This window comes from Chryseobacterium ginsenosidimutans, from assembly GCF_039536845.1.
GTDB lineage: Bacteria > Bacteroidota > Bacteroidia > Flavobacteriales > Weeksellaceae > Chryseobacterium > Chryseobacterium ginsenosidimutans_B.
This window is the reverse complement of sequence record NZ_BAAAZJ010000010.1, coordinates 126,985-148,885: the sequence shown is the minus strand read 5'-3', so window position 1 is coordinate 148,885 and position 21,901 is coordinate 126,985. Positions and strand designations below refer to the sequence as shown.

The 21,901-nt window shown below is 37.7% G+C and carries 13 protein-coding genes; all 13 read left to right on the top strand.

The window, feature by feature from the left end:
• The first annotated feature begins 6 nt into the window (after nt 1–6).
• Nucleotides 7–1,950, top strand: coding sequence for a glycoside hydrolase family 97 protein (locus ABD745_RS12740; RefSeq protein ID WP_344830368.1), 1,944 nt, complete (start codon nt 7–9; stop codon nt 1,948–1,950).
• Between the two features lie 183 nt (nt 1,951–2,133).
• Nucleotides 2,134–4,659, top strand: coding sequence for a glycosyl hydrolase 115 family protein (locus ABD745_RS12735; protein WP_344830365.1), 2,526 nt, complete (start codon nt 2,134–2,136; stop codon nt 4,657–4,659).
• A gap of 284 nt (nt 4,660–4,943) precedes the next feature.
• Nucleotides 4,944–7,676, top strand: coding sequence for a T9SS type A sorting domain-containing protein (locus ABD745_RS12730; RefSeq protein ID WP_344830360.1), 2,733 nt, complete (start codon nt 4,944–4,946; stop codon nt 7,674–7,676).
• 220 nt (nt 7,677–7,896) lie between these two features.
• Complete coding sequence (locus ABD745_RS12725; RefSeq protein WP_344830356.1) at nt 7,897–10,524, top strand: glycoside hydrolase family 3 C-terminal domain-containing protein; 2,628 nt, start codon at nt 7,897–7,899, stop codon at nt 10,522–10,524.
• Nucleotides 10,525–10,675: 151 nt separating this feature from the next.
• Nucleotides 10,676–12,649, top strand: a complete 1,974-nt coding sequence (locus ABD745_RS12720) for an alpha-L-arabinofuranosidase C-terminal domain-containing protein (RefSeq protein ID WP_344830354.1) — start codon at nt 10,676–10,678, stop codon at nt 12,647–12,649.
• A 226-nt stretch (nt 12,650–12,875) separates the two neighbouring features.
• The gene (locus tag ABD745_RS12715) at nt 12,876–14,573 is read left to right on the top strand and encodes a ribulokinase (protein ID WP_344830351.1); all 1,698 of its coding nucleotides are present in this window, start codon (nt 12,876–12,878) and stop codon (nt 14,571–14,573) included.
• A 292-nt stretch (nt 14,574–14,865) separates the two neighbouring features.
• Nucleotides 14,866–15,564, top strand: coding sequence for an L-ribulose-5-phosphate 4-epimerase (locus ABD745_RS12710; RefSeq protein WP_344830349.1), 699 nt, complete (start codon nt 14,866–14,868; stop codon nt 15,562–15,564).
• 103 nt (nt 15,565–15,667) lie between these two features.
• Entirely contained in the window at nt 15,668–17,164 is a 1,497-nt protein-coding gene (gene araA / locus ABD745_RS12705) for an L-arabinose isomerase (RefSeq protein ID WP_344830347.1), read from the top strand.
• A gap of 21 nt (nt 17,165–17,185) precedes the next feature.
• The gene (locus ABD745_RS12700; RefSeq protein WP_344830346.1) at nt 17,186–18,343 is read left to right on the top strand and encodes an aldose epimerase family protein; all 1,158 of its coding nucleotides are present in this window, start codon (nt 17,186–17,188) and stop codon (nt 18,341–18,343) included.
• A gap of 3 nt (nt 18,344–18,346) precedes the next feature.
• Nucleotides 18,347–20,074: a sodium:solute symporter family transporter gene (locus ABD745_RS12695; RefSeq protein ID WP_344830343.1), complete on the top strand. Its 1,728-nt coding sequence runs from the start codon at nt 18,347–18,349 to the stop codon at nt 20,072–20,074.
• A gap of 144 nt (nt 20,075–20,218) precedes the next feature.
• The gene (locus tag ABD745_RS12690) at nt 20,219–20,779 is read left to right on the top strand and encodes a Crp/Fnr family transcriptional regulator (protein WP_344830340.1); all 561 of its coding nucleotides are present in this window, start codon (nt 20,219–20,221) and stop codon (nt 20,777–20,779) included.
• 75 nt (nt 20,780–20,854) lie between these two features.
• Nucleotides 20,855–21,211 (top strand): DUF4260 domain-containing protein, encoded by a 357-nt coding sequence (locus tag ABD745_RS12685; RefSeq protein WP_344830338.1) that lies wholly within the window; start codon nt 20,855–20,857, stop codon nt 21,209–21,211.
• A gap of 40 nt (nt 21,212–21,251) precedes the next feature.
• Nucleotides 21,252–21,896: a 3'-5' exonuclease gene (locus ABD745_RS12680; protein ID WP_344830336.1), complete on the top strand. Its 645-nt coding sequence runs from the start codon at nt 21,252–21,254 to the stop codon at nt 21,894–21,896.
• Nucleotides 21,897–21,901 lie beyond the last annotated feature (5 nt).

Below are 21,901 nucleotides of genomic sequence, written 5' to 3'. Positions count from 1 at the left end.
ATCAGAATGAAAAAATTTACACTTTTATTTATATTATTAATAAGTTTCTGTTTTTTATCGGAAGTCAAAGCACAAGTTGCCGAAGTTTTCAGTCCGGACGGAAAATTGAAACTGAATGTATTCTCAGAAGAGGGAAAAGCATTATATTCCGTGACTTTTCAGGGGAAAACGATGCTTGAAAAATCTCCGTTGGGTTTAATCACCAATGAATCGGATTTTTCTAGGGGTTTAACATTAATCAACAGTAAAAAGGATTTCGTTTCCAAAAAATACAGCAACGAAAAAATCAAAAAATCCGAAGTTGAGTATAAAGCCAATACGCTGACTGTCAATTTTATCAATGCAGACCAATTCAATATTGGGATTGAATTTCAGGTAAGTAACAATAATATTGCTTTTCGATATGACATTCCGCCAATGAAAGACCGTCTCAGCGTTGTCGTCCAATCGGAAGTGACAGGATATCGATTTCCTTCACAGACCACGACATTTCTCTCACCAATGATGAAGCCGATGACCGGTTTTGCACGCACAGCGCCAAGCTACGAAAGTGGGTATAAAGCCGATGCAGAATTAGGAACAAAAGCCAATTATGGTTATGTTTTCCCAGGACTTTTTCATATCGGAAATGACGGCTGGATTTTACTTTCAGAAACAGGAGTGAGCAGTTTGTACTGCGCTTCTCATCTTGACACCACTTCAGATAAAAATATTTACCGGGTTGCTTATCCGAATATGGCTGAAAACAATGGTTTCGGAAGTTCGGGAGCAGCACTTTCCCTGCCGGGAAAAACACCGTGGAGAACTATTACGATTGGTGATTCCTTGAAACCAATTGTGGAAACTACCATTCCTTTTGATGTGGTAGAGCCACTTTACGAACCTTCGCAGAAATATCAGTTCGGAAAATCTACCTGGAGCTGGATTCTATGGCAGGATAACAGTATGAATTATGATGACCAAAGTCTGTTTATTGATTTGGCATCAAAACTTGGTTATAAATACATTTTGATGGATGCGCTTTGGGATAAAAATATTGGCAGAGAAAGAATGAAAGAACTCGTTCAATACGCAAAATCCAAAAATGTGGAGGTGATGCTTTGGTACAACTCCAATGGAGCTGCCAATGATGCACCAATGAGACCGAGAAACAAGATGAGCACTTCTGTAGAACGCAAAAAAGAAATGAACTGGCTGAAAGAAATCGGTGTAAAAGGTCTGAAAGTTGATTTTTTTGGCGGAGACAAACAGGAAACATTGCGTCTGTATGAAGATATTTTGTCGGATGCCAATGATTTTGGGTTGACAATCATTTTCCACGGAGCCACTTTGCCGAGAGGCTGGGAAGTAATGTACCCGAATTATGCAGGAAGTGAAGCTGTTTTAGCCTCGGAAATGCTTTATTTTTCAGAGGATGTCCGTAAGCAGGAAGCGTTCTTCGCAACCTTACATCCTTTCATCCGAAATACGGTCGGAAGTATGGAATTTGGTGGTACTTTTCTCAATAAATTTTTAACCAAATCCAATAAAGAAAAAAATAAAAGACATACAACAGATGGTTTCCAATTGGCAACAGCTGTTCTTTTTCAGAATCCTGTTCAGATGTTTGGAATAATGCCCAATAACCTGACCGATGCTCCAAAATTTCAGCTTGATTTTATGAAAGAAGTACCTACACTCTGGGATGAGACGGTTTTCATCGATGGCTATCCCGGAAAATATTCGGTCATTGCAAGAAGACATCAGGACAAATGGTATGTAGTAGGCGTGAATTCTGAAAAAACTTCAAAAAAACTTAAACTTAATCTTCCAATGTTGGTAGACAAAAATATTGAACTCATCAATGATGATAAAACCGGAAAAACCTTTACAAAATCAATTTCCATCAATAAAAAAGGAGAGTTTGAAATTGAAATTCAGCCGAATGGCGGATTTGTATTGAAGAATTAATGCAGGAATAATTTGGGCAGCTAATCCGCCTTCCACTCCCAATCTTTTTGTTTTTGAGAAAAACAAAAAGGATTTCCGCTCAAGTCGGGCTGCGTATGATTCGCAACCGATAAGTATTAGACTAAACCTTATAGGTTTTTAAAACCTATAAGGTTTCTATCCAATCAAAATAAAATATAGATTATGAACAGATTACCAATACTATTTCTCATTGTTTTATTGTTGGGTGCTTGTTTAAATGTACAGGCAACAGAACCATTTATCACAACAGAAAAAACAAACGATGCCATTCTTCTGAAAGATAAATCGGTCAAAATTTCATTATTTACAAACAATAATATTGATGCAGGAATATTAAGAGCTGTCAAAAATCTCCAAACAGATTTCCAGAAAGTCACAGGTGAGCAACCAACGATTTTGAATCAGATTTCAGGAATGAATGCTCCTTTAATCATCATTGGAACCGTAGGAACAAATTCTGTGGTTGACGATTTAATTAAACAAAAAAAGATTGATGGAAAATCTTTAACCGGAAAACGAGAAAAATACATCATCCAAAATATCAGCAATCCGTTTCCCGGCGTTTCCGAAGCGATTGTGATTGCAGGAAGCGACAAACGTGGAACGATTTACGGGATTTATGAAGTTTCTCAGCAGATTGGTGTTTCGCCCTGGCATTATTGGGCGGATGTTCCGGTAGAAAAGAAAGAAAATTTGTACTTCAAAAAAGGAATTTATACCGATGGAGAACCTGCTGTAGAATACCGAGGAATTTTCCTGAATGATGAAGAACCTTCGCTTGGCGGTTGGGCAAGAGCAACTTTCGGAGGAATCAATTCAAAATTTTACGAAAAGGTTTTTGAACTGCTTCTTCGCTCCAAAGCCAATTATCTATGGCCTGCGATGTGGGGAAAAGCTTTTTACGATGATGATGCGTTGAGCGGACCTTTAGCCAACGAAATGGGAATCATAATGGGAACTTCGCACCACGAGCCGATGGCACAGGCACAGACCGATTGGCACCGATACATCAAAAGAAATAACTTGCCAAATGTCTGGGATTATTCTAAAAATGCTAAGGTGTTGCAGGAATTTTGGAAAGCCGGAATTGTGAGAAGTAAAAACTGGGAAAAACTTGTCACAGTCGGAATGCGTGGCGATGGTGATGAGGCGATGGGAGAAGGAACTAATATTTCTTTGCTTGAAAATATTGTAAAAGACCAGCGTAAAATCATACAGAATGTTACAGGTAAAAATCCGGATAAAACGCCGCAGGTTTGGGCGTTGTATAAAGAAGTTCAGGATTATTATGACAAAGGAATGAGAGTTCCGGATGATGTGATTCTATTATTTTGTGATGACAACTGGGGTAATGTAAGAAAACTTCCGGACCCTTCAAAGCCTTTACACAAGGGCGGTTACGGAATGTACTATCACTTCGATTATGTGGGTGGTCCGAGAAATTCCAAATGGATTAATATTAGTCCGATACAACGGGTTTGGGAGCAGATGAATCTTTCGTACGAGCATAAAGTTGATAAAGTTTGGGTTGTGAATGTGGGTGATTTAAAACCGATGGAATTTCCAATCAGTTTCTTCCTCGAAATGGCTTGGAACCCGAAACAGTTTAATTCTAAAAATCTTTTGGAATACACTGAAAAATGGTCTGCACAGCAATTTGGAGAAAAACATTCAAAGGAAATTGCCAGAATGATTAATCTCTATGCCAAATACAACCGCAGAGTAACTCCGGAAACTCTTGACAGCAAAACATTTAGTCTTGAAAATTATAATGAATTTGAAACAGTTTTGAATGATTACAGAGCTTTGGCAGTAGATGCTTTACGTTTGAAAGATCAGATTCCGGCAGAATATCAGGATGCGTATTATCAGTTGGTTCTTTATCCTATTGATGCGTGCAGCAATTTGTACGAAATGTACTATGCAGTGGCAAAAAATAAAGAATTGGCAGTCAAAAATGACCTTAAAGCCAATTATTATGCAGATAAAGTAAAGGAATGTTTTGAAAGAAATGCTTACCTCGATAATAAATACAACAATGAGATTGCAGGCGGAAAATGGGCGCATATGATGGACCAGATGAAGATAGGTTACAAAGCCTGGTTCGATGGAAAAGAAAATATAATGCCTGAAGTTACTTATGTTTCTGAAGCAAATGTTTCGAAGGAGAAAGTATTTCAGGAGAAAAACGGTTACGTTTCTATTGAAGCGGAAAATTTTGCAAGAATGAATAATTCTGACCGAATCCATTGGGAAGTTATTCCTGATTTTGGAAAAACAAAATCCGGTATTACGACTTTTCCACAGAATGCCTATCCGAAAGCTGATGAAAATATCTATCTGGAATACGATATTAATTTCGAATCCAAAGGAGAATTTGAAGTTCAGCTTCTTTTAGCTCCGACTTTAAATTATAATCACAATAAAGGATTGCGCTACGAGATTTCCTTTGATGGCGGAATTCCTCAAACTATTAATTTCAATGGACATTACAAAGGCGAATTAGGACAATGGCAGTCTGAACATATCATTAAATCAATCACAAAACATCAGATTTTACAATCCGGAAAGCATACACTCCGTTTCAGAGTGTTGGAACCGGGAATTGTACTGGAAAAGATTCTAATTAATACAGGAGGTCTTAAACCAAGTTATTTGGGTGCGCCTGAAAGTGAGCTTCTTCACTGACAATTACATTAAAACTAATTTACAATCAAATACATTAAATATATGAAGCATCAATCCTAATTACATTAAATTTTTTTAAATACTGTTTAAAACAAAAATGCAAAGGATAAGACTGTTGATTTTGTAAGGACTTTATTTATGTGATAGTTACCTGAAATAAATTCAGGGTAAGTTCTTGATGGTTAGCAAACGTGTTAACTGCCTTGAAAGGGAATTTATTATCTATAAATCAGCTATTTCTGCTGAAAATAAATCGCGGAATATTCGCAAAAAACTAAAACATTATGAAAAAACTTGTAAATCTTATTGTAATACATTTTATATGGCTATTTTTTGGCGGTTCTTTATATGGACAGCTTACAACGGTTAAAATTGATAAGAACATTACTTATCAGAAAATAACCGGATTTGGAGGATTTGTTTGTAGTCCCCAATTTGCTTACAATCACATGTCTACATCAGAAATTCAGACACTTTGGGGTTCTGGAAGTGAGGCTGGATACAATATTATGCGATTATATATTCCTGAAAACAGCAGCAATTGGAGCTCTGTATTACCTACTGCTCAGCTTGCAAAATCTTTGGGACTTACTATTTTTGCCAGCCCGTGGACAATGCCTGCAGCATGGAAAACCAATAATCATGTCAACGCCGTTTACACTGATACAAACGGAGTACAGCAGATAGGGTATCTGAAGCCTGAAAATTATCAGGATTATGCGCTTTATCTTAATAGTTTTGTAACGTATTTGCAGACCAACGGAGTGGATCTTGATTATATTTCAATTCAGAATGAACCGGACGAAATGGCTCAGTATCAAGGTTGTATATGGACTCCGACACAGATTGCTACATTTATCAAAGATTATGGGAATCTTATTAATTGTAAGGTAATTGCACCGGAAAGTGTAGGATTAACAGATAATTTTGCCAACGCATTGCTGAATCCTGCGACAATGGCCAATTTCGAAGTGTATGGTGGTCATCAGTATGGTCTGATGCAGTCCGCTTACAAACAGTTTCAAAATTATAATAAAGAAATCTGGCAGACAGAATATCTTATCAACTGGAATTCATCAAGCAGCCAGACTCCGCGTGATTTTAGCTGGAATATTGATGCTTTTTCTTTTGCTTCCAGCGTAAATAATGCTTTATTGGGAAATGTAAATGCATGGATTCATTATGCTTCAAAGCGATATTACGGATTAATGGGAGACGGAACTTACGGAACTCCTGCAGGAATTATGACTAAAAGGGGTTATATACTTTCGCATTATGCCAAATATACTACAGGGAAAACAAGAATAGATGCCAAATGGGATGATAAAACAGGAGTGTTACAAGGTTCTTCTTATATTTCTACGGATGGTAATCAGGTGGTTCTTATGGTTATTAATTCATCTTCCAACACTTATAATCTTAAAGTGGATTTACCTTTTTATACGACTTCCGGTACAAAAGTACTTACAAATACTACATCCAATATGGTTACATCTCCAATGTCAATGGCTACACCTACATTTCGTCCCGGGATTGAGATCAGTCCTTCAAGTGTGATGACCTTTGTTTTCAATAAAAGTGGCGACAGACCGGTTTCTCTTATGACAGGCAGTAACATTCATTATAATAAAATTGAAACGCAATCGACAACCAACGCTGCTTTTGGTACGGCATTCAATATGAGTAATACGACTGTAACTTTTTCAAATCCGAGTCCTCTTATTAGTAATAATATGACTTCTGCCAACGGATATCTTCAGCTTAATGACAGGTTTAATAAATTAATATTGCATGTTAACAGCTATACAACAGCCGGGCAGAGTTATTCGGATAATACAACATTATATTATATCAATAGTCAGGGGATTGCAAAATCTTATAATTATGGAAGGATAAATTTTCCGACAGGTGGAAATTTCGATATCGTACTGGATATTTCAAGACAGATCCTTACAGACGGATGTAAAGGAATTCTTGGACTTAGGAACTCCAATTACGGTTCTGTTCTCACTCTGAATTTAGGGGATGTTTATTTTAATGTAGGAAACGAAAATGCCTCTAAGTTCGGAGGAACATATTCAGACAGCGACAGTAATCTGATGGATGCTCTTGAAAACGGATATTATACTTCTTTGGACTTCAGAAATACATCGGCAATTACGTCGGCAAATAATTGGCAGCCGGCAAGTGTCAATACAAACAGTATATTTTATATAAATTCCAGTGTAACTTCGTCTGCCAATAATGTAATTTCCGGAACTACGTGCTCGAATCTTGTTCTTTCTGATCAGGGTAAAGATTTTCAGGTTCCTTTTCCTTTTAATGGGAGTACAGCTTCTTATACTAGAGTTTTTAACGGTTACGATATACTTTTACTGCCTTTTGAAGCAAATATCCCTTCAGGAGTGAATGTCTATCTTATGTCACCAAGCTCAACGGGTGTATCCTGCACCGCAGTTTCCAACGGCATAATTCCGGCCAATACACCGGTTCTTGTGAATGCAACGGGAAGTATTACTTTCAATGGTACAGGAAATGTTTCAACGCCGAAAGCAATTACTGTTAATCAGATGAACGGAGTTTACCATTCCATTAAAGTTCCTGCCAACAGTTATGTTTTAAAAAACGAAAGTGGAATAACTGCATTTTATAAAGTTGCAGCAGGAATCGAACCTATGATTAATCCTTTCAGAGCTTATCTTTCAGAAGAAAATATATTTTCAGCAAGCGTTCTTCCTCTAAACTTTACAGTATTGGGTACGGAAAGCAGCATTGTAAATAAAAATGACGTGAAAATATATCCGAGTCCTGCAAAAACGGAAATTTTTATAGAGCTTAAAACTTCAGATGCAACGGCTTCAGTTTTTGATTCAAGAGGCGGACTGATTAAATCCGGATTGAGATTGACTTCAGGAAAAAACCGTATTGAAATAAGTGATCTTTCTGCGGGAGTATATTTTATTGAGGTTTCATCTCAAAATAATAAGATTACCTCACAGAAATTTATTAAACAATAAATAAAGCTACAATTAATTAATTTTCCACAAAGTCATCATATCATACTGATAATGATGGCTTTGTTTTTTAAAGCATAATTAATATTGATTTCTTTATTTTTAAATAATAAGTGTTGTATTTACATTTATTTAAAATAGAATCTTATATTTGTCTTTTATCATAACAGTGTAATAATATATAAACTTTCTTTAACCATAATCTGTTTTTTATATCAATCTTATGAAAAAAATTATATTAAATATATCTATCTTTATTTGTGCATTCTCATCTGCACAAAATTACAAGTATCCCTTCCAAAACCCTAATCTTCCCGTCGAACAAAGAATCGAGAATCTTCTCGGATTATTAACAGTTGATGAAAAAATAGGGATGATGATGGATAATTCCAAAGCAGTTCCAAGACTCGAAATTCCCGCTTACGGATGGTGGAACGAAGCGCTTCACGGTGTTGCAAGAGCCGGAACAGCGACTGTTTTTCCGCAAGCTATTGGTTTGGCAGCAACCTGGGATGTTCCGGAACATCTCAAAACTTTTGAAATGATTTCTGATGAAGCCAGAGCAAAATATAATAAATCTTTCGATGAAGCCAGTAAAACCGGACGTTACGAAGGTCTGACATTCTGGACTCCGAATATCAATATTTTCCGTGACCCTAGATGGGGAAGAGGTCAGGAAACTTATGGAGAAGACCCTTATCTGACTTCTGTTTTGGGTGTTGCTGCAGTAAAAGGTTTGCAGGGAAATGACCCAAAATATTTCAAAACCCACGCCTGCGCTAAACATTTTGCCGTTCACAGCGGTCCGGAATGGAATCGCCATTCTTACAATGCGGAAGTTTCCAAAAGGGATTTGTACGAAACCTATCTTCCTGCTTTCAAATCTTTGGTTTTAGAAGGAAATGTAAGGGAAGTGATGTGTGCTTATAACGCTTTCGACGGACAGCCGTGTTGTGCAAACAACACCTTACTCACAGAAATTCTCCGTGGAAAATGGAAGTACGATGGGATGGTAGTTTCCGATTGTTGGGCTTTGGCAGATTTTTATCAGGAAAAATATCACGGAACACATCCCGATGAAAAGACAGCAGCATCAGACGCATTAAAACATTCGACTGATTTGGAATGCGGAGATACATATAACAATCTTAATAAATCTCTTGCCAGCGGATTAATCACCGAAAAAGACCTCGATATATCAATGCGCAGAATTTTGAAAGGCTGGTTTGAACTCGGAATGCTGGACCCAAAATCGTCCGTGCATTGGAACCAGATTCCATATTCGGTGGTGGATTCGGATGAACACAAGAAACAGGCTTTGAAAATGGCTCAAAAGTCAATCGTTCTGATGAAAAACGACAAAAATGTTTTGCCTTTAAATAAAAGCATTAAAAAAATTGCGGTTGTGGGTCCCAATGCTGATGACGGAATTATGCAATTGGGAAATTACAACGGAACACCTTCTTCAACGGTTACAATTTTAGATGGAATCAAGGCAAAATTTCCAAACGCTGAAATCATTTATGAAAAAGGAAGTGAAGTCGCAGATCCTACGGCAAGAACTTCGCTCTATCAAAATTTTGTCAGTCAGAAAAACGGACAAAAAGGGATGAAGGTAGAATTTTTTAACAATAATGAATTCAAAGGTCAACCGGTCAATACATCAGTCAATAATACTTCAATCACGTATAATAGTTTTGGAGGAACACAACTCGCTGCAGGAGTTGCCAGAGAAAATACTTCAGCAAGAATTTCCGGAATTTTTAAAAGCAGTTATTCTGGTGAAGTGATATTTTCTGCTGCGACATCAGATATTTACACGCTTTTTGTTGACGGCAAAGAAATCGCTACCAGAAAAGGTCCTGACGCAAGACATCCTTCGGAATTTCCTGTGAAAATGGAGAAAGGGAAAGAATATCAGATAGAACTACGTCACAGCCAGAAAGGAAAATATGTAAGCATTGCCTTTGAAGTGTACAGAAAAGACCCGGTAAATTTCGCTTCAGTAAAAGAAAAAGTAAAGGATGCAGATGTCATTGTCTTCGTAGGCGGACTTTCCCCAAATCTTGAAGGCGAAGAAATGTTGGTAAGTGCCGAAGGTTTCAAAGGAGGTGATAAGACCTCGATAGAACTTCCAAAAGTTCAGCGTGAATTATTAGCGGAATTAAGAAAAACGGGAAAACCTGTTGTTTTCGTTTTGTGTACAGGAAGTTCGCTTGGTTTGGAGCAGGACGAAAAAAATTATGATGTGTTGCTGAATGCATGGTACGGCGGGCAATCCAGCGGCACTGCAGTTGCAGATGTTTTGGCAGGCGATTACAATCCGTCTGGAAAGTTGCCGATTACGTTTTACAAAAATCTCGAGCAATTGGATAATGCACTTTCTAAAACCAGTAAGCATCAGGGTTTTGAAAACTATGATATGCAGGGAAGAACTTACCGCTATATGACAGAAAAACCCTTGTATCCGTTCGGTCACGGTTTGAGCTATTCAAAATTTACTTATGGAGATGCTAAATTGAGTAAAAATTCTATTAATTCTAAAGAAAATTTGACTATCACCATTCCGGTTGCCAACATTTCAGAAAGAGACGGCGAAGAAGTTGTTCAGGTTTATGTGAAAAGAAATAACGATGCTTTGGCGCCTGTAAAGACTTTAAGAGCTTTTGAAAGAGTTTTGATTAAATCTAAAGAAACAAAAAACATCCAACTCACAATTTCTCAGGAATCATTCAAATTTTACGATGAAAAAGCCGATGATTTGGTTTCAAAACCCGGAGATTACACCATTTTTTACGGTGGAACGTCTGATAATGCAGGATTGAAAAGTATGCAGTTAAAAGTCAAATAAACTATTCTCAATTTAGGAAACCTTATAGGTTTTTAAAACCTATAAGGTTTATCAATAAACAGAAATACCATTCAATTTAAAAGTTCATTATTAGAGATGTCACACTGAGCATAGTCGAGGTGTCTGTTTGAACAATCAAAAAATAGTATCAATGAAAACTAAAAATAAAATCTTCACCCTTCTTCTTTCAGGTTGCGTTGCATTTTCATCGGCACAAACCTCAAAGTTTACTTTAGATTTGGACGGAACATCTACCAACATCAAAATCCAGCCAACGATGTACGGAATTTTCTTTGAGGACATCAATTTTGCAGCAGATGGCGGTATTTATGCCGAGCTCATCAAAAATCGAAGTTTTGAATTTAATGAACCGTTGACGGGCTGGAAACAGCAAAACACAAAAACACTTTCTCCCAATCTGGATTCCGGTTTTTTGACGATTTATTCGGATAATTCCAAAACCAATAAAAACTACGCGAGAATAACAGTTTACAATGATAAAAATTATATTTTGGGAAATGAAGGTTTCAGGGGAATCGGACTTCATCAGAGCTCGAAGTATGATTTTAGTTTCGACTTGGAAAATGTATCCGGAAACATTTCTGCCGTCAACGCAAGTCTGATTGATGAAAACGGAAAGATAATCTCGACAGTTCCCATTCTCATTAAAGGAAAAGGATGGCAAAAATATACGGCTGTTTTTTCTCCATCAAGAACAGTTGAAAAAGCAAAACTTCAAATCACTTTTACCGGAAACGGCGTGGTAAATATGGATATGATTTCGCTCTTCCCGCAAGACACTTGGAAGGGACGAAAAAGTGGTTTGCGAAAAGATTTGGTTCAGAAATTATATGATTTGCAACCTGGGTTTTTACGTTTTCCCGGTGGCTGTATTGTCGAAGGAAGAACACTTGCAGAAAGATATCAATGGAAAAAAACTTTAGGAAATTTCGCCGACAGGGAATATCTCATCAACAAATGGAGTTCCGGATTTGCCCATCGCCTGACTCCCGATTATTATCAGTCGTTCGGATTAGGTTTTTATGAATATTTCCAGCTTTCCGAAGATTTGGGAGCAGAACCTTTACCGATTCTAAGTTGTGGAATGGCGTGCCAGTTCAACACAGCCGAATTGGTTCATTTGGAGGAATTAAATCCTTTCGTTCAGGATGCTTTGGATTTAATTGAATTTGCCAACGGTGATATAAATACAAAATGGGGTAAAATTCGTGCTGAAATGGGACATCCGAAACTATTCAATATGAAATATATCGGTGTTGGGAATGAGCAATGGGGAGAAGATTATATCGAGCGTTACAAGATTTTTGAAAAAGCCATTCATTCCAAATATCCTGATATTAAAATCATTTCAGGAAGCGGACCGTCGCCCGACGGAGAATTTTTTGAATACGGTTGGAAAGAACTCAAAAAACTCAATGCACAAATTGTCGATGAGCATTATTACAATTCACCGGAGTGGTTTACAAAAAATGCCGGACGCTATGATGTTTATGACCGTTCCGGACCAAAAGTTTTTGCAGGAGAATATGCTGCACAATCGGTTGGTGTAGTAAAACCTGACAATAAAAATAACTGGCAAACGGCATTATCAGAAGCCGCTTTTATGACAGGGCTCGAAAGAAATGCAGATGTGGTAAAGATGACTTCCTATGCACCGCTTTTTGCCCACGCAGACGGTTGGCAATGGACACCGGATTTGATTTGGTTTAATAATTTGCAGTCTTACGCAACACCGAATTATTATGTTCAAAAACTTTTTTCAAACAATAAAGGAACTGATTTAATTAAAATTTCTGAAAACGGGAATGCTGTAAAAGGTCAAAATCAACTCTTTGCATCGGCGGTGAATGACAGGAAAAATAATGAAGTAATCATTAAAATTGTCAATACAGATTCTCACGAAAAATCAATTGAAATCAATCCAAAAGATATCAAATTAGGAAGCAAACTGACTAAAACAACCTTGACAGCTTCTCAACTTTCTGCCGAAAATAATTTCCAAACAGAAAACATAAAACCTCTTGAAGAGAATTCTGTGATTAAAAAAGGGAAATTTTCTGTTCAAATCCCAGCCAATTCTTTCGTTGTTTTAAAGATAAAATAGCTGTTAAATACCATCAATAAAAGAAAAATAAAAAATAAGTGTAATATTTACATTTATTTAAAATAAAAATTTATATTTGTTTAAATCTCTTAATAGAAATGCAACGATTTCGTTCAACCTAGACATTTAGTATTAGAGATGCCACCCTGAGCCAAGCTTGTGCTGAGCCTGCAGAAGTAAAGGGTCTACCAAAATAAAAATTAATAAAAATTAATTCATCGCAACAATGAAGAAATATGTTATCGGGTTAGACTATGGAACAGATTCCGTTCGTGCAGTCCTGATTGATACAGAAAACGGAGCCGAGCTCGCAACATCCGTAAGCTACTACCAAAGATGGAAAGAAGGAAAATTCTGCCAGCCGGAACAAAATCAATTCCGTCAACATCCTTTAGATCATATTGAAGGCTTGGAAAAAACCATTTCCGATATTGTCAAAGAAAGTGGAGTAGCACCCGAAAGTATTGTCAGCATTTGTATTGATACCACTGGTTCATCACCGCTTCCGGTAAACAAAGAAGGAATTGCATTGGCTTTGACTCCCGGATTCGAACAAAATCCAAATGCAATGATGGTATTGTGGAAAGACCATACTTCAATTTCAGAAGCCGAGGAAATCAACCATTTGGCGAGAAATTGGGGCGGCGAAGATTATACCAAATTTGAAGGCGGAATCTATTCCTCCGAATGGTTTTGGGCGAAAATTCTCCACATCAACAGAGTTGATGAAAATGTGAAAAATGGGGCTTACAGCTGGATGGAACATTGCGATTATATCACATTTCTACTTTCCGACCATCAGGATTTGGCAACTTTCAAAAGAAGCCGTTGTGCGGCCGGTCACAAAGCGATGTGGCACGAGTTGTGGGACGGACTTCCGTCAAAGGATTTCCTCGGTCAGTTAGACCCGTCATTGGCTGAACTTCGTGACAGGTTGTACGATAAAACTTACACTTCTGATGAGGTTGCAGGAAATTTAAACCAGGAATGGGCAGCAAAACTAGGCTTGACAACCAACACAGTGATTGCCGTAGGAACTTTCGACGCCCATTCCGGAGCAGTCGGCGCAAAAGTGGAGGAGAATACTTTGATTAGGATTATGGGAACTTCCACCTGCGATATTATGGTTGCACCTAACGAAATTATCGGAGACAAAACGGTCAAAGGAATCTGCGGACAAGTAGATGGTTCGGTTATTCCGGGGTTGATGGGTCTTGAGGCTGGTCAGTCGGCGTTCGGAGATTTGTTGGCTTGGTACAAAGATATTCTTACTTGGCCAGTCCATAATATTCTGATGAATTCAAATATCATTGATGACAATCAAAAACAACTTTTAAAAGAAGAAATAGAAAACAATCTCATCCGAAATCTCACTTTAGAAGCCGAAAAAATTCCTCTTTCCGAAGCCGTTCCTATCGCATTGGATTGGGTGAACGGACGTAGAACTCCCGATGCCAATCAGGAATTGAAAGCTGCTATCAGCAATCTTTCACTCGGAACAAAAGCACCGCATATTTTCAAAGCATTGGTGAATGCCATTTGTTTCGGTTCCAAAAAAATCGTTGACCGTTTCGAAGAAGAAGGCGTGAAAATCGAAAAAGTCATCGGAATCGGCGGTGTTGCCAGAAAATCTCCGTTCATTATGCAGACTTTGGCAAACGTCCTCAATATGCCTATTGTCGTAGCTGCATCCGACCAGGCTCCGGCATTGGGAGCCGCAATTTACGCAGCCGTTGCAGCAGGAATTTATCCGAATGTCCAAGACGCAAGCCAGAAAATGGGTTCCGGTTTCGAAGCAGAATATTTCCCGCAGACAGAACACGTGGAAAAATATACGGAATTAATGAGTCAATATCAGATTCTTGCAGACTTCACGGAAAACAATATCAAATCAAAGAAGAAGTTGATTGTTGACAGTTTATAGTTGATAGAAATCACATTCAATTTTAAAATAACAACTAATAACCAAAGATTTTATGGCAGCTTTATCCGCCCTCCGTTCCCGCTTTTTTGTTCCGCTTTGCTACACAAAAAGAGCTCCACTCAGGTCGGGCTGCAGATTCAACATAAAAACAACGATTAACATAAAAACACAATTTTGTCATTCCGTAGGAATCTAAGTAAATTTTGTAGAGATTCCTACGGAATAACAAAGGCAACTTTAAAAAATAAATAAAAAAACTTTGCGCTCTTTTTGCGTTAAAAAATATAATAAAATGAGCATCTATAAAGAACTTCAGAGAGAATGTTACGAAGCCAATATGCAGTTGGATGCCTTGAAGCTTGTCGTTTACACATTTGGAAACGTAAGTGCGGTCGACCGTGAAAAAGGAATCTTTGCCATCAAACCAAGCGGTGTTCCTTACGAATTGTTGAAGCCGGAAGACATCGTGATTTTAGATTACGATGCCAATGTGGTCGAAGGAAATTTAAGACCATCTTCCGACACCAAAACCCACGCTTATCTTTACAAAAATTGGGAAAACATCGGCGGAATCTCACATACTCACGCTATTTATTCGGTCGCTTGGGCGCAGGCTCAAATGGACATTCCTATTTTTGGAACGACTCACGCAGATCATCTGACAACAGATATTCCCTGTGCACCGCCAATGCGTGATGATTTAATCGAAGGAAACTACGAGTACAACACTGGAATCCAGATTCTGGACTGCTTCAAAGAAAAAAAACTGTCTTACGAAGAAGTAGAAATGGTTCTCATCGGAAATCACGGACCGTTCACCTGGGGTAAAAATGCGGACAAAGCCGTTTACAACAGCAAAGTTCTCGAAACCATTGCAGAAATGGCGTATCGCACCAGACAAATAAATCCCAATGCACCAAGACTGAAAGATTCGCTCATTAAAAAACATTACGAACGAAAACACGGCAAAAATGCCTATTACGGACAGTGAAAACTTTTTGCGGTAAACAAACCTTCAAGGTTTTTAAAACCTTGAAGGTTTAATTATAAAACAAAAACCATTATTATCATTTATCATTTATCATTTATAAAATATGTTAACACCTCTCAATACAAAAGAAATCTGGTTTATCACCGGAAGCCAGCATTTATACGGACCTGAAACATTAGCGCAGGTTGCAGAACATTCACAGAAAATTGTTGAAGCGCTTAATATTTCTTCATCAATTCCGGTAAAAGTTGTTCTGAAACCAACGGTAAAAACTACGGAAGAAATTTTTGAAACCCTTACAGCTGCTAATTTCTCAAAAGACTGTATCGGAATTGTAACCTGGATGCACACGTTTTCACCTGCCAAAATGTGGATTCGTGGCTTGACCGCTTTGCAAAAACCAATGCTGCACCTACATACACAGTTCAATCAGGATATTCCGTGGTCTACGATGGATATGGATTTTATGAACCTGAATCAGGCAGCGCACGGCGATCGTGAATTCGGGTTTATGGTAAGCCGTCTCCGCAAAAACAGAAAAGTAGTTGTAGGACATTGGGCTGATGAAAGAGTTCAAAAACAAATCGGGGACTGGAGCCGTGTTGCGGCAGGTTGGGACGATTGGCAAGGTGCAAAATTCGCTCGTTTTGGCGACAATATGAGATATGTTGCCGTAACCGATGGTGATAAAGTAGAAGCGGAAACCAAATTCGGATTTTCGGTAAACACTTGGGGAATCGGGGATTTGGTAAGCGTTGTCAATTCCATTGGCGATAGCGAAATCAAAACTTTAATTGAAGAATATGAGGCCTCATACAAAATGGCTAAATCTCTCCTTTCAGGCGGAAGCAACAGAAAATCTCTTGAAGCCGCTGCAAGAATAGAATTAGGATTAGAAAAATTCCTGAAAGATGGAAATTTCAAAGGTTTCTCAGATACTTTTGAAGACCTTCACGGTTTGGAACAACTTCCGGGAATTGCCGTTCAGAGGTTAATGGAAAAAGGTTATGGTTTTGCAGGAGAAGGTGACTGGAAAACTGCCGCTTTGGTTCGTGCGATGAAAACGATGGGACAAGGTCTTGAAGGAGGAAATGCCTTTATGGAAGATTACACCTATCATCTCAATCCTTCAAATCCTTCGGTTTTAGGCTCTCATATGCTGGAAGTTGACCCTGTTTTGGCGGTTGACAAACCGTCTTGTGAAATTCATCCGTTGGGAATTGGTGGAAAAGCAGACCCGGTTCGTTTGGTTTTCAATTCAAGAGGAAATCTTGATTCTCTCAATGCTGCTCTTATGGATTTCGGAAATCATTTCAGGCTGTTAATTAACAAAACAAAAGCGTTGGAAATCACTGAAGAATTACCAAAACTTCCTGTGGCAAGAGTTCTTTGGAAGCCGCTTCCTGATTTGTACACGGCTGCAGAAGCCTGGATTTTGGCTGGTGGAGCGCATCACACGTGTTACAGTGAAAACATCAGTGCAGAGCAGCTGGAAGATTTTGCAGAAATTGCAGGAATTGAATCTCTTGTTATCGATGAAGACACAAAAATCCGTGATTTTAAGAATACCCTTCGCTGGAATGAAATTTATTATCGTTAATCTTGCAAAATCATTCAGACTATGAAAAAAATAACTTATAACCTGATTATTATTGCGCTTTTATGTATTTTCGGGTGCAATAAAAAAGAAAATAATAATCAGCCTCAAAAAGAGAATATGGAAAACATACAGGTTTCAGATTACGGAGTAACAGCGAAAGGCGATTCCATCAAAAAATATACTTTAACGAATAAAAACGGGATGAAGGTGGAAGTCATCAATTTTGGAGGCATTATCACCTCACTCACAGCTCCCGATAAAAACGGAAAATATGAAGATGTCGTTTTAGGTTTCACAAAACCGGAAGATTATTTCAACGGAAATCCTTACTATTTCGGCGCTTTGATTGGTCGTTACGGAAACAGAATTGCCAATGCAAAATTCACTTTGGAAGGTAAAACTTACGATATTGATAAAAATGACGGACCCAACAGTCTTCACGGTGGAAAAGAAGGTTTCCATACCAAATTCTGGAATATTGAGCCTGTAAAAGATGCGAAATTTCCAACTTTGAAATTGACTTATACAAGTGCAGATGGCGAAGAAGGTTATCCTGGAAAATTAGCAACAACTGTTTTATATACTTTGACAGACGACAATGCTTTGGAGATTTCTTACGAAGCTACAACGGATAAAGCAACGGTTGTGAATCTTACCCAGCATTCGTACTTCAACCTTTCAGGGAATTTCTCAAAAACGATTACCGATCACGAATTGCAAATCAATGCAGATAAATTCTTACCTGTAAATGAAACATTGATCCCGACTGGAGAGGAAAAAGCGGTAAAAGGAAGTCCTTTTGATTTTACCACTTCAAAACCGATTGGAAAAGATATCAACGCCGATGAAGACCAATTGAAAAAAGGAAAAGGCTACGATCACAACTGGATTCTGAACGGAAGCGGACTGAGAAGTATAGCAAAAGTGTATCATCCTGAATCAGGTAGAGTGATGGAAGTTTTGACAGATGAACCAGGCGTTCAGTTCTATTCCGGAAATTTCTTAGATGGAAAATTCGATACCAAAACCGGCGGAAAAAATGAATTCAGAACAGGTTTTTGCTTAGAAACCCAGCATTTTCCGGATTCTCCGAACCAAGCTTCTTTCCCTTCAACAGAATTGAAGCCGGGACAAAAATATCAGACTAAAACGATTTATAAATTCTCAGTTAAAAAATAAATTATGGGAAACTTAGCAACGATTGATATCATCATATTTCTTGTTTATTTTGTGGTGGTAGCCGGTTACGGAATCTGGATTTACAACAGAAAAAAATCTGCAGCTACTGGCAGTAAAGATTACTTCCTTGCCGAAGGTTCACTTACCTGGTGGGCGATTGGTGCCAGTTTGATTGCTTCCAACATTTCGGCGGAGCAGTTTATCGGGATGAGTGGGGAAGGATTTTTCGTAGGAATTGCTGTGGCAGCTTACGAATGGATTGCAGCGATTGCATTGATTATCATTGCGGTTTGGTTCATTCCGATTTACCTTAAAAATAAGATTTATACAATGCCCCAATTTCTGGAAACCCGTTACAACAAATCGGTTTCGCTGATTATGGCTGTTTTCTGGCTGTTTCTGTATGTAATTGTAAACCTTACTTCAATTCTTTATCTTGGAGCTTTGGCAATTGATACATTGTTGGGTGGAGATAATCTTCATATTATAATGGTCGGATTACTTCTTATGGCTTTACTGATTGGTTTAGGAGGAATGAAAGTAATCGGATACACCGATGTGATTCAGGTAGCAGTTTTGATTATCGGAGGTTTTGCAACGGTTTATATGGCTCTTCAGATTGTTGACCAGAGAATCAACGGCGTGGCTGTAGGAAATGCTTTTGCAGGTTTTCAGACTTTGATGAACGAAGCACCGCAACACTTCAAATTAATGCTTGATAAGCCAACGACAACTACTACAACTTTGGCAATGCCGGAAAATCTGAATGTTCAGAAATATGTGGTTCTACCGGGCTTGGCGATGTATTTTGCAGGGCAATGGATTGTTAACCTGAATTATTGGGGATGTAACCAATACATCACACAACGTGCTTTAGGTGCTGATTTGAAAACCGCAAGAACCGGAATTTTATTCGCAGGATTTTTAAAATTATTTATGCCGATTATCGTAATGCTTCCCGGAATTGCAGCGTATGTTTTATATACAAAAGGGCATTTGCCTAGTTTCAATGGGGTAAAAGATGGTGCTTATTCGGCTATTTTAGGATTTTTGCCAACGGGGCTTAAAGGTCTTGCAGTTGCAGCATTGACGGCAGCAATCGTAGCGTCTTTGGCTGGAAAAGTAAACAGTATTTCGACGATTTTCACTTTAGATATCTATAAAAAATATCTGAAAGCAGATGCAACCGAAATCCAGATGGTAAGAACAGGACGTTGGGCAATTATTATCGCAATGGCTGTTGCTTTGGCATTTACGTGGACGGATGTTTTGGGAATCGGAGGAGAAGGTGGTTTCACATTCATCCAGAAATATACAGGATTTATCAGTCCGGGTGTTTTTGCGATGTTCCTTTTGGGAATGTTTTGGAAGAGAACAACAGGAACAGCAGCTTTGGTCGGCGTTCTTCTTGGCTTTTTACTGGCGATTTTCTTCAACAGTTTTGCTGTCGATATTTTCGGGAAAGAGACTTGGTTGTACACAGCTTTCACGTATGAAAAATTAGAAAACGGCGTGGTTCACACGATTACAGAAATTCCGTTCTTGATTAATATGGGTTGGTCATTCTTTATCACAGTTGTTGTGATGGTGATGATAAGTTTATCCGGCCCGAAAGTGAATCCGAAAGCTTTTGCGATTGATGCAACGATGTTCAAAGTAGATAACAGAACTTTGGTTATGATTGTCGTAACGGTTCTTTTACTGACCGCACTTTATGTGAGATTCTGGTAATTTTAAAATCAATAAAAAATAGGATGTCATTATTGGCGTCCTATTTTTGTTTAAAACAAATAGCTAAGTCTTATAATCAGACAAATTTCTCTAAATTAGTTGTGGGAGATAATAAATGATACGATGGAAGATTTCGATAAATTGATGCAAGAAAATTTTGGACAGCTTACTCATCAGGAATTGGCTTTAATTTATTCATATTTTCACGAAGAAAAACTCAATAAAAATGATTTCTTTACAAAATCTGACGAGATTTGCGATAGATTAAGCATTGTAAAATCAGGAATCTTACGGGTGTATGCTTTGTCTGAGGGAGGAAAAGAAATTACCCAATGGCTTTCTACCGAAAATTTTTTGATGACAGAAATCAGGGGTTTCTTTTTTAATCAGCCTAATCGCTGGACCATACAGGCTTTTACGGATGTAGAATTATTAACGATTACCAAAAAAGACTATCATCAACTGTGTAAAGAATTTCCCAAATGGAATGAAATTGAGAAAAAGTTTATTGTTAAATGTTTTGCAATGATTGAGGACAGAATTTTTTCTCATTTATCAATGACGGCGGAGGAAAGATATGCCTTGTATTTTGGACAGAACAAAGCATTGTTTAATCAGGTTCCTTTGCAATACATTGCTTCGGTTTTAGGAATGACGCCTGAAACATTCAGCAGAATAAGAAAACGGCAAACCGAAAGTTCTTGATTTTTATCAAGAGATATTGATTTTAAGTTTTAGACTTTTGTATGGTAATAAAAATCAACGAATATGACAAAGTCAATGAAAAATATTTTAACTCTTGAGGAACTTGGACAATTTCTTCTCTCAATATTTCTTTTCAGTCGGTTAGAATATGCGTGGTGGATTTTTCCTGCCTGTCTTCTTCTGCCTGATTTATCAATGATTGGTTATCTGGTCAACCCGAAGATTGGGGCAGGACTCTATAATTTTTTCCATCATAAGTTGGTTGCAGTTTTCATTTTTGTGTTGGGTTTCTGGCTAAATAATCATCTATTCTCATTGGTGGGAATCATTTTATTTGCTCATTCATCAATGGATAGGATTTTTGGTTACGGACTGAAATTCAATGATGATTTTAAACACACTCATTTGGGCTGGATTGGGAAAAAAGATTAATTCATTCTTGAATAATTTTAAAAATTATTAAACAAAAACTTTGAAAAAACATCTCCTTTTTATCGACACCGAAACCACGGGAATTCCAAAACGTTGGGATTTACCTTATTCGGACACAGATAACTGGCCTTCAGCAGTTCAGGTTTCGTGGATTATTTATGATGAAAACGGTAACGAAATTAAAAGAGAAAATTGTTATATTGATGTTGATGATTTGAAAATTAGTACCAAATCATTCAAAATACACGGAATTACTAAAGAATTTTTAAGCAAAAACGGACAAGCAAGAAGTTTTGTTTTAGAAAAACTTTCAGCAGATATTCAAAAATATCAACCGTTAATCATTGGACATTTCACAGAATTTGATATTGATACGTTGAGCTGTGACTTTTATAGAGCTAATCTGGAAAATCCTTTTCAGCAAAGTCATTTTTACTGTACAATGCTTAAAAGTAATGACTATAATTTGAATCCAAACGTCAATTATCTTCGCTTGAACCAGCTTTTTGAATTTCTTTTCAAGGAAAAAATGGAACGCTCTCACGATGCGATGATTGATGCGGAAATGACGGCAAAATGTTTTTTTGAAATCCGTTCCCGTGGAGAAATACCGGAAGACGAATTTCAGAAAATACATCACGAAATCGAATCTAAATTGAAATTTTTAACAAATAAAATGAAATAATAACT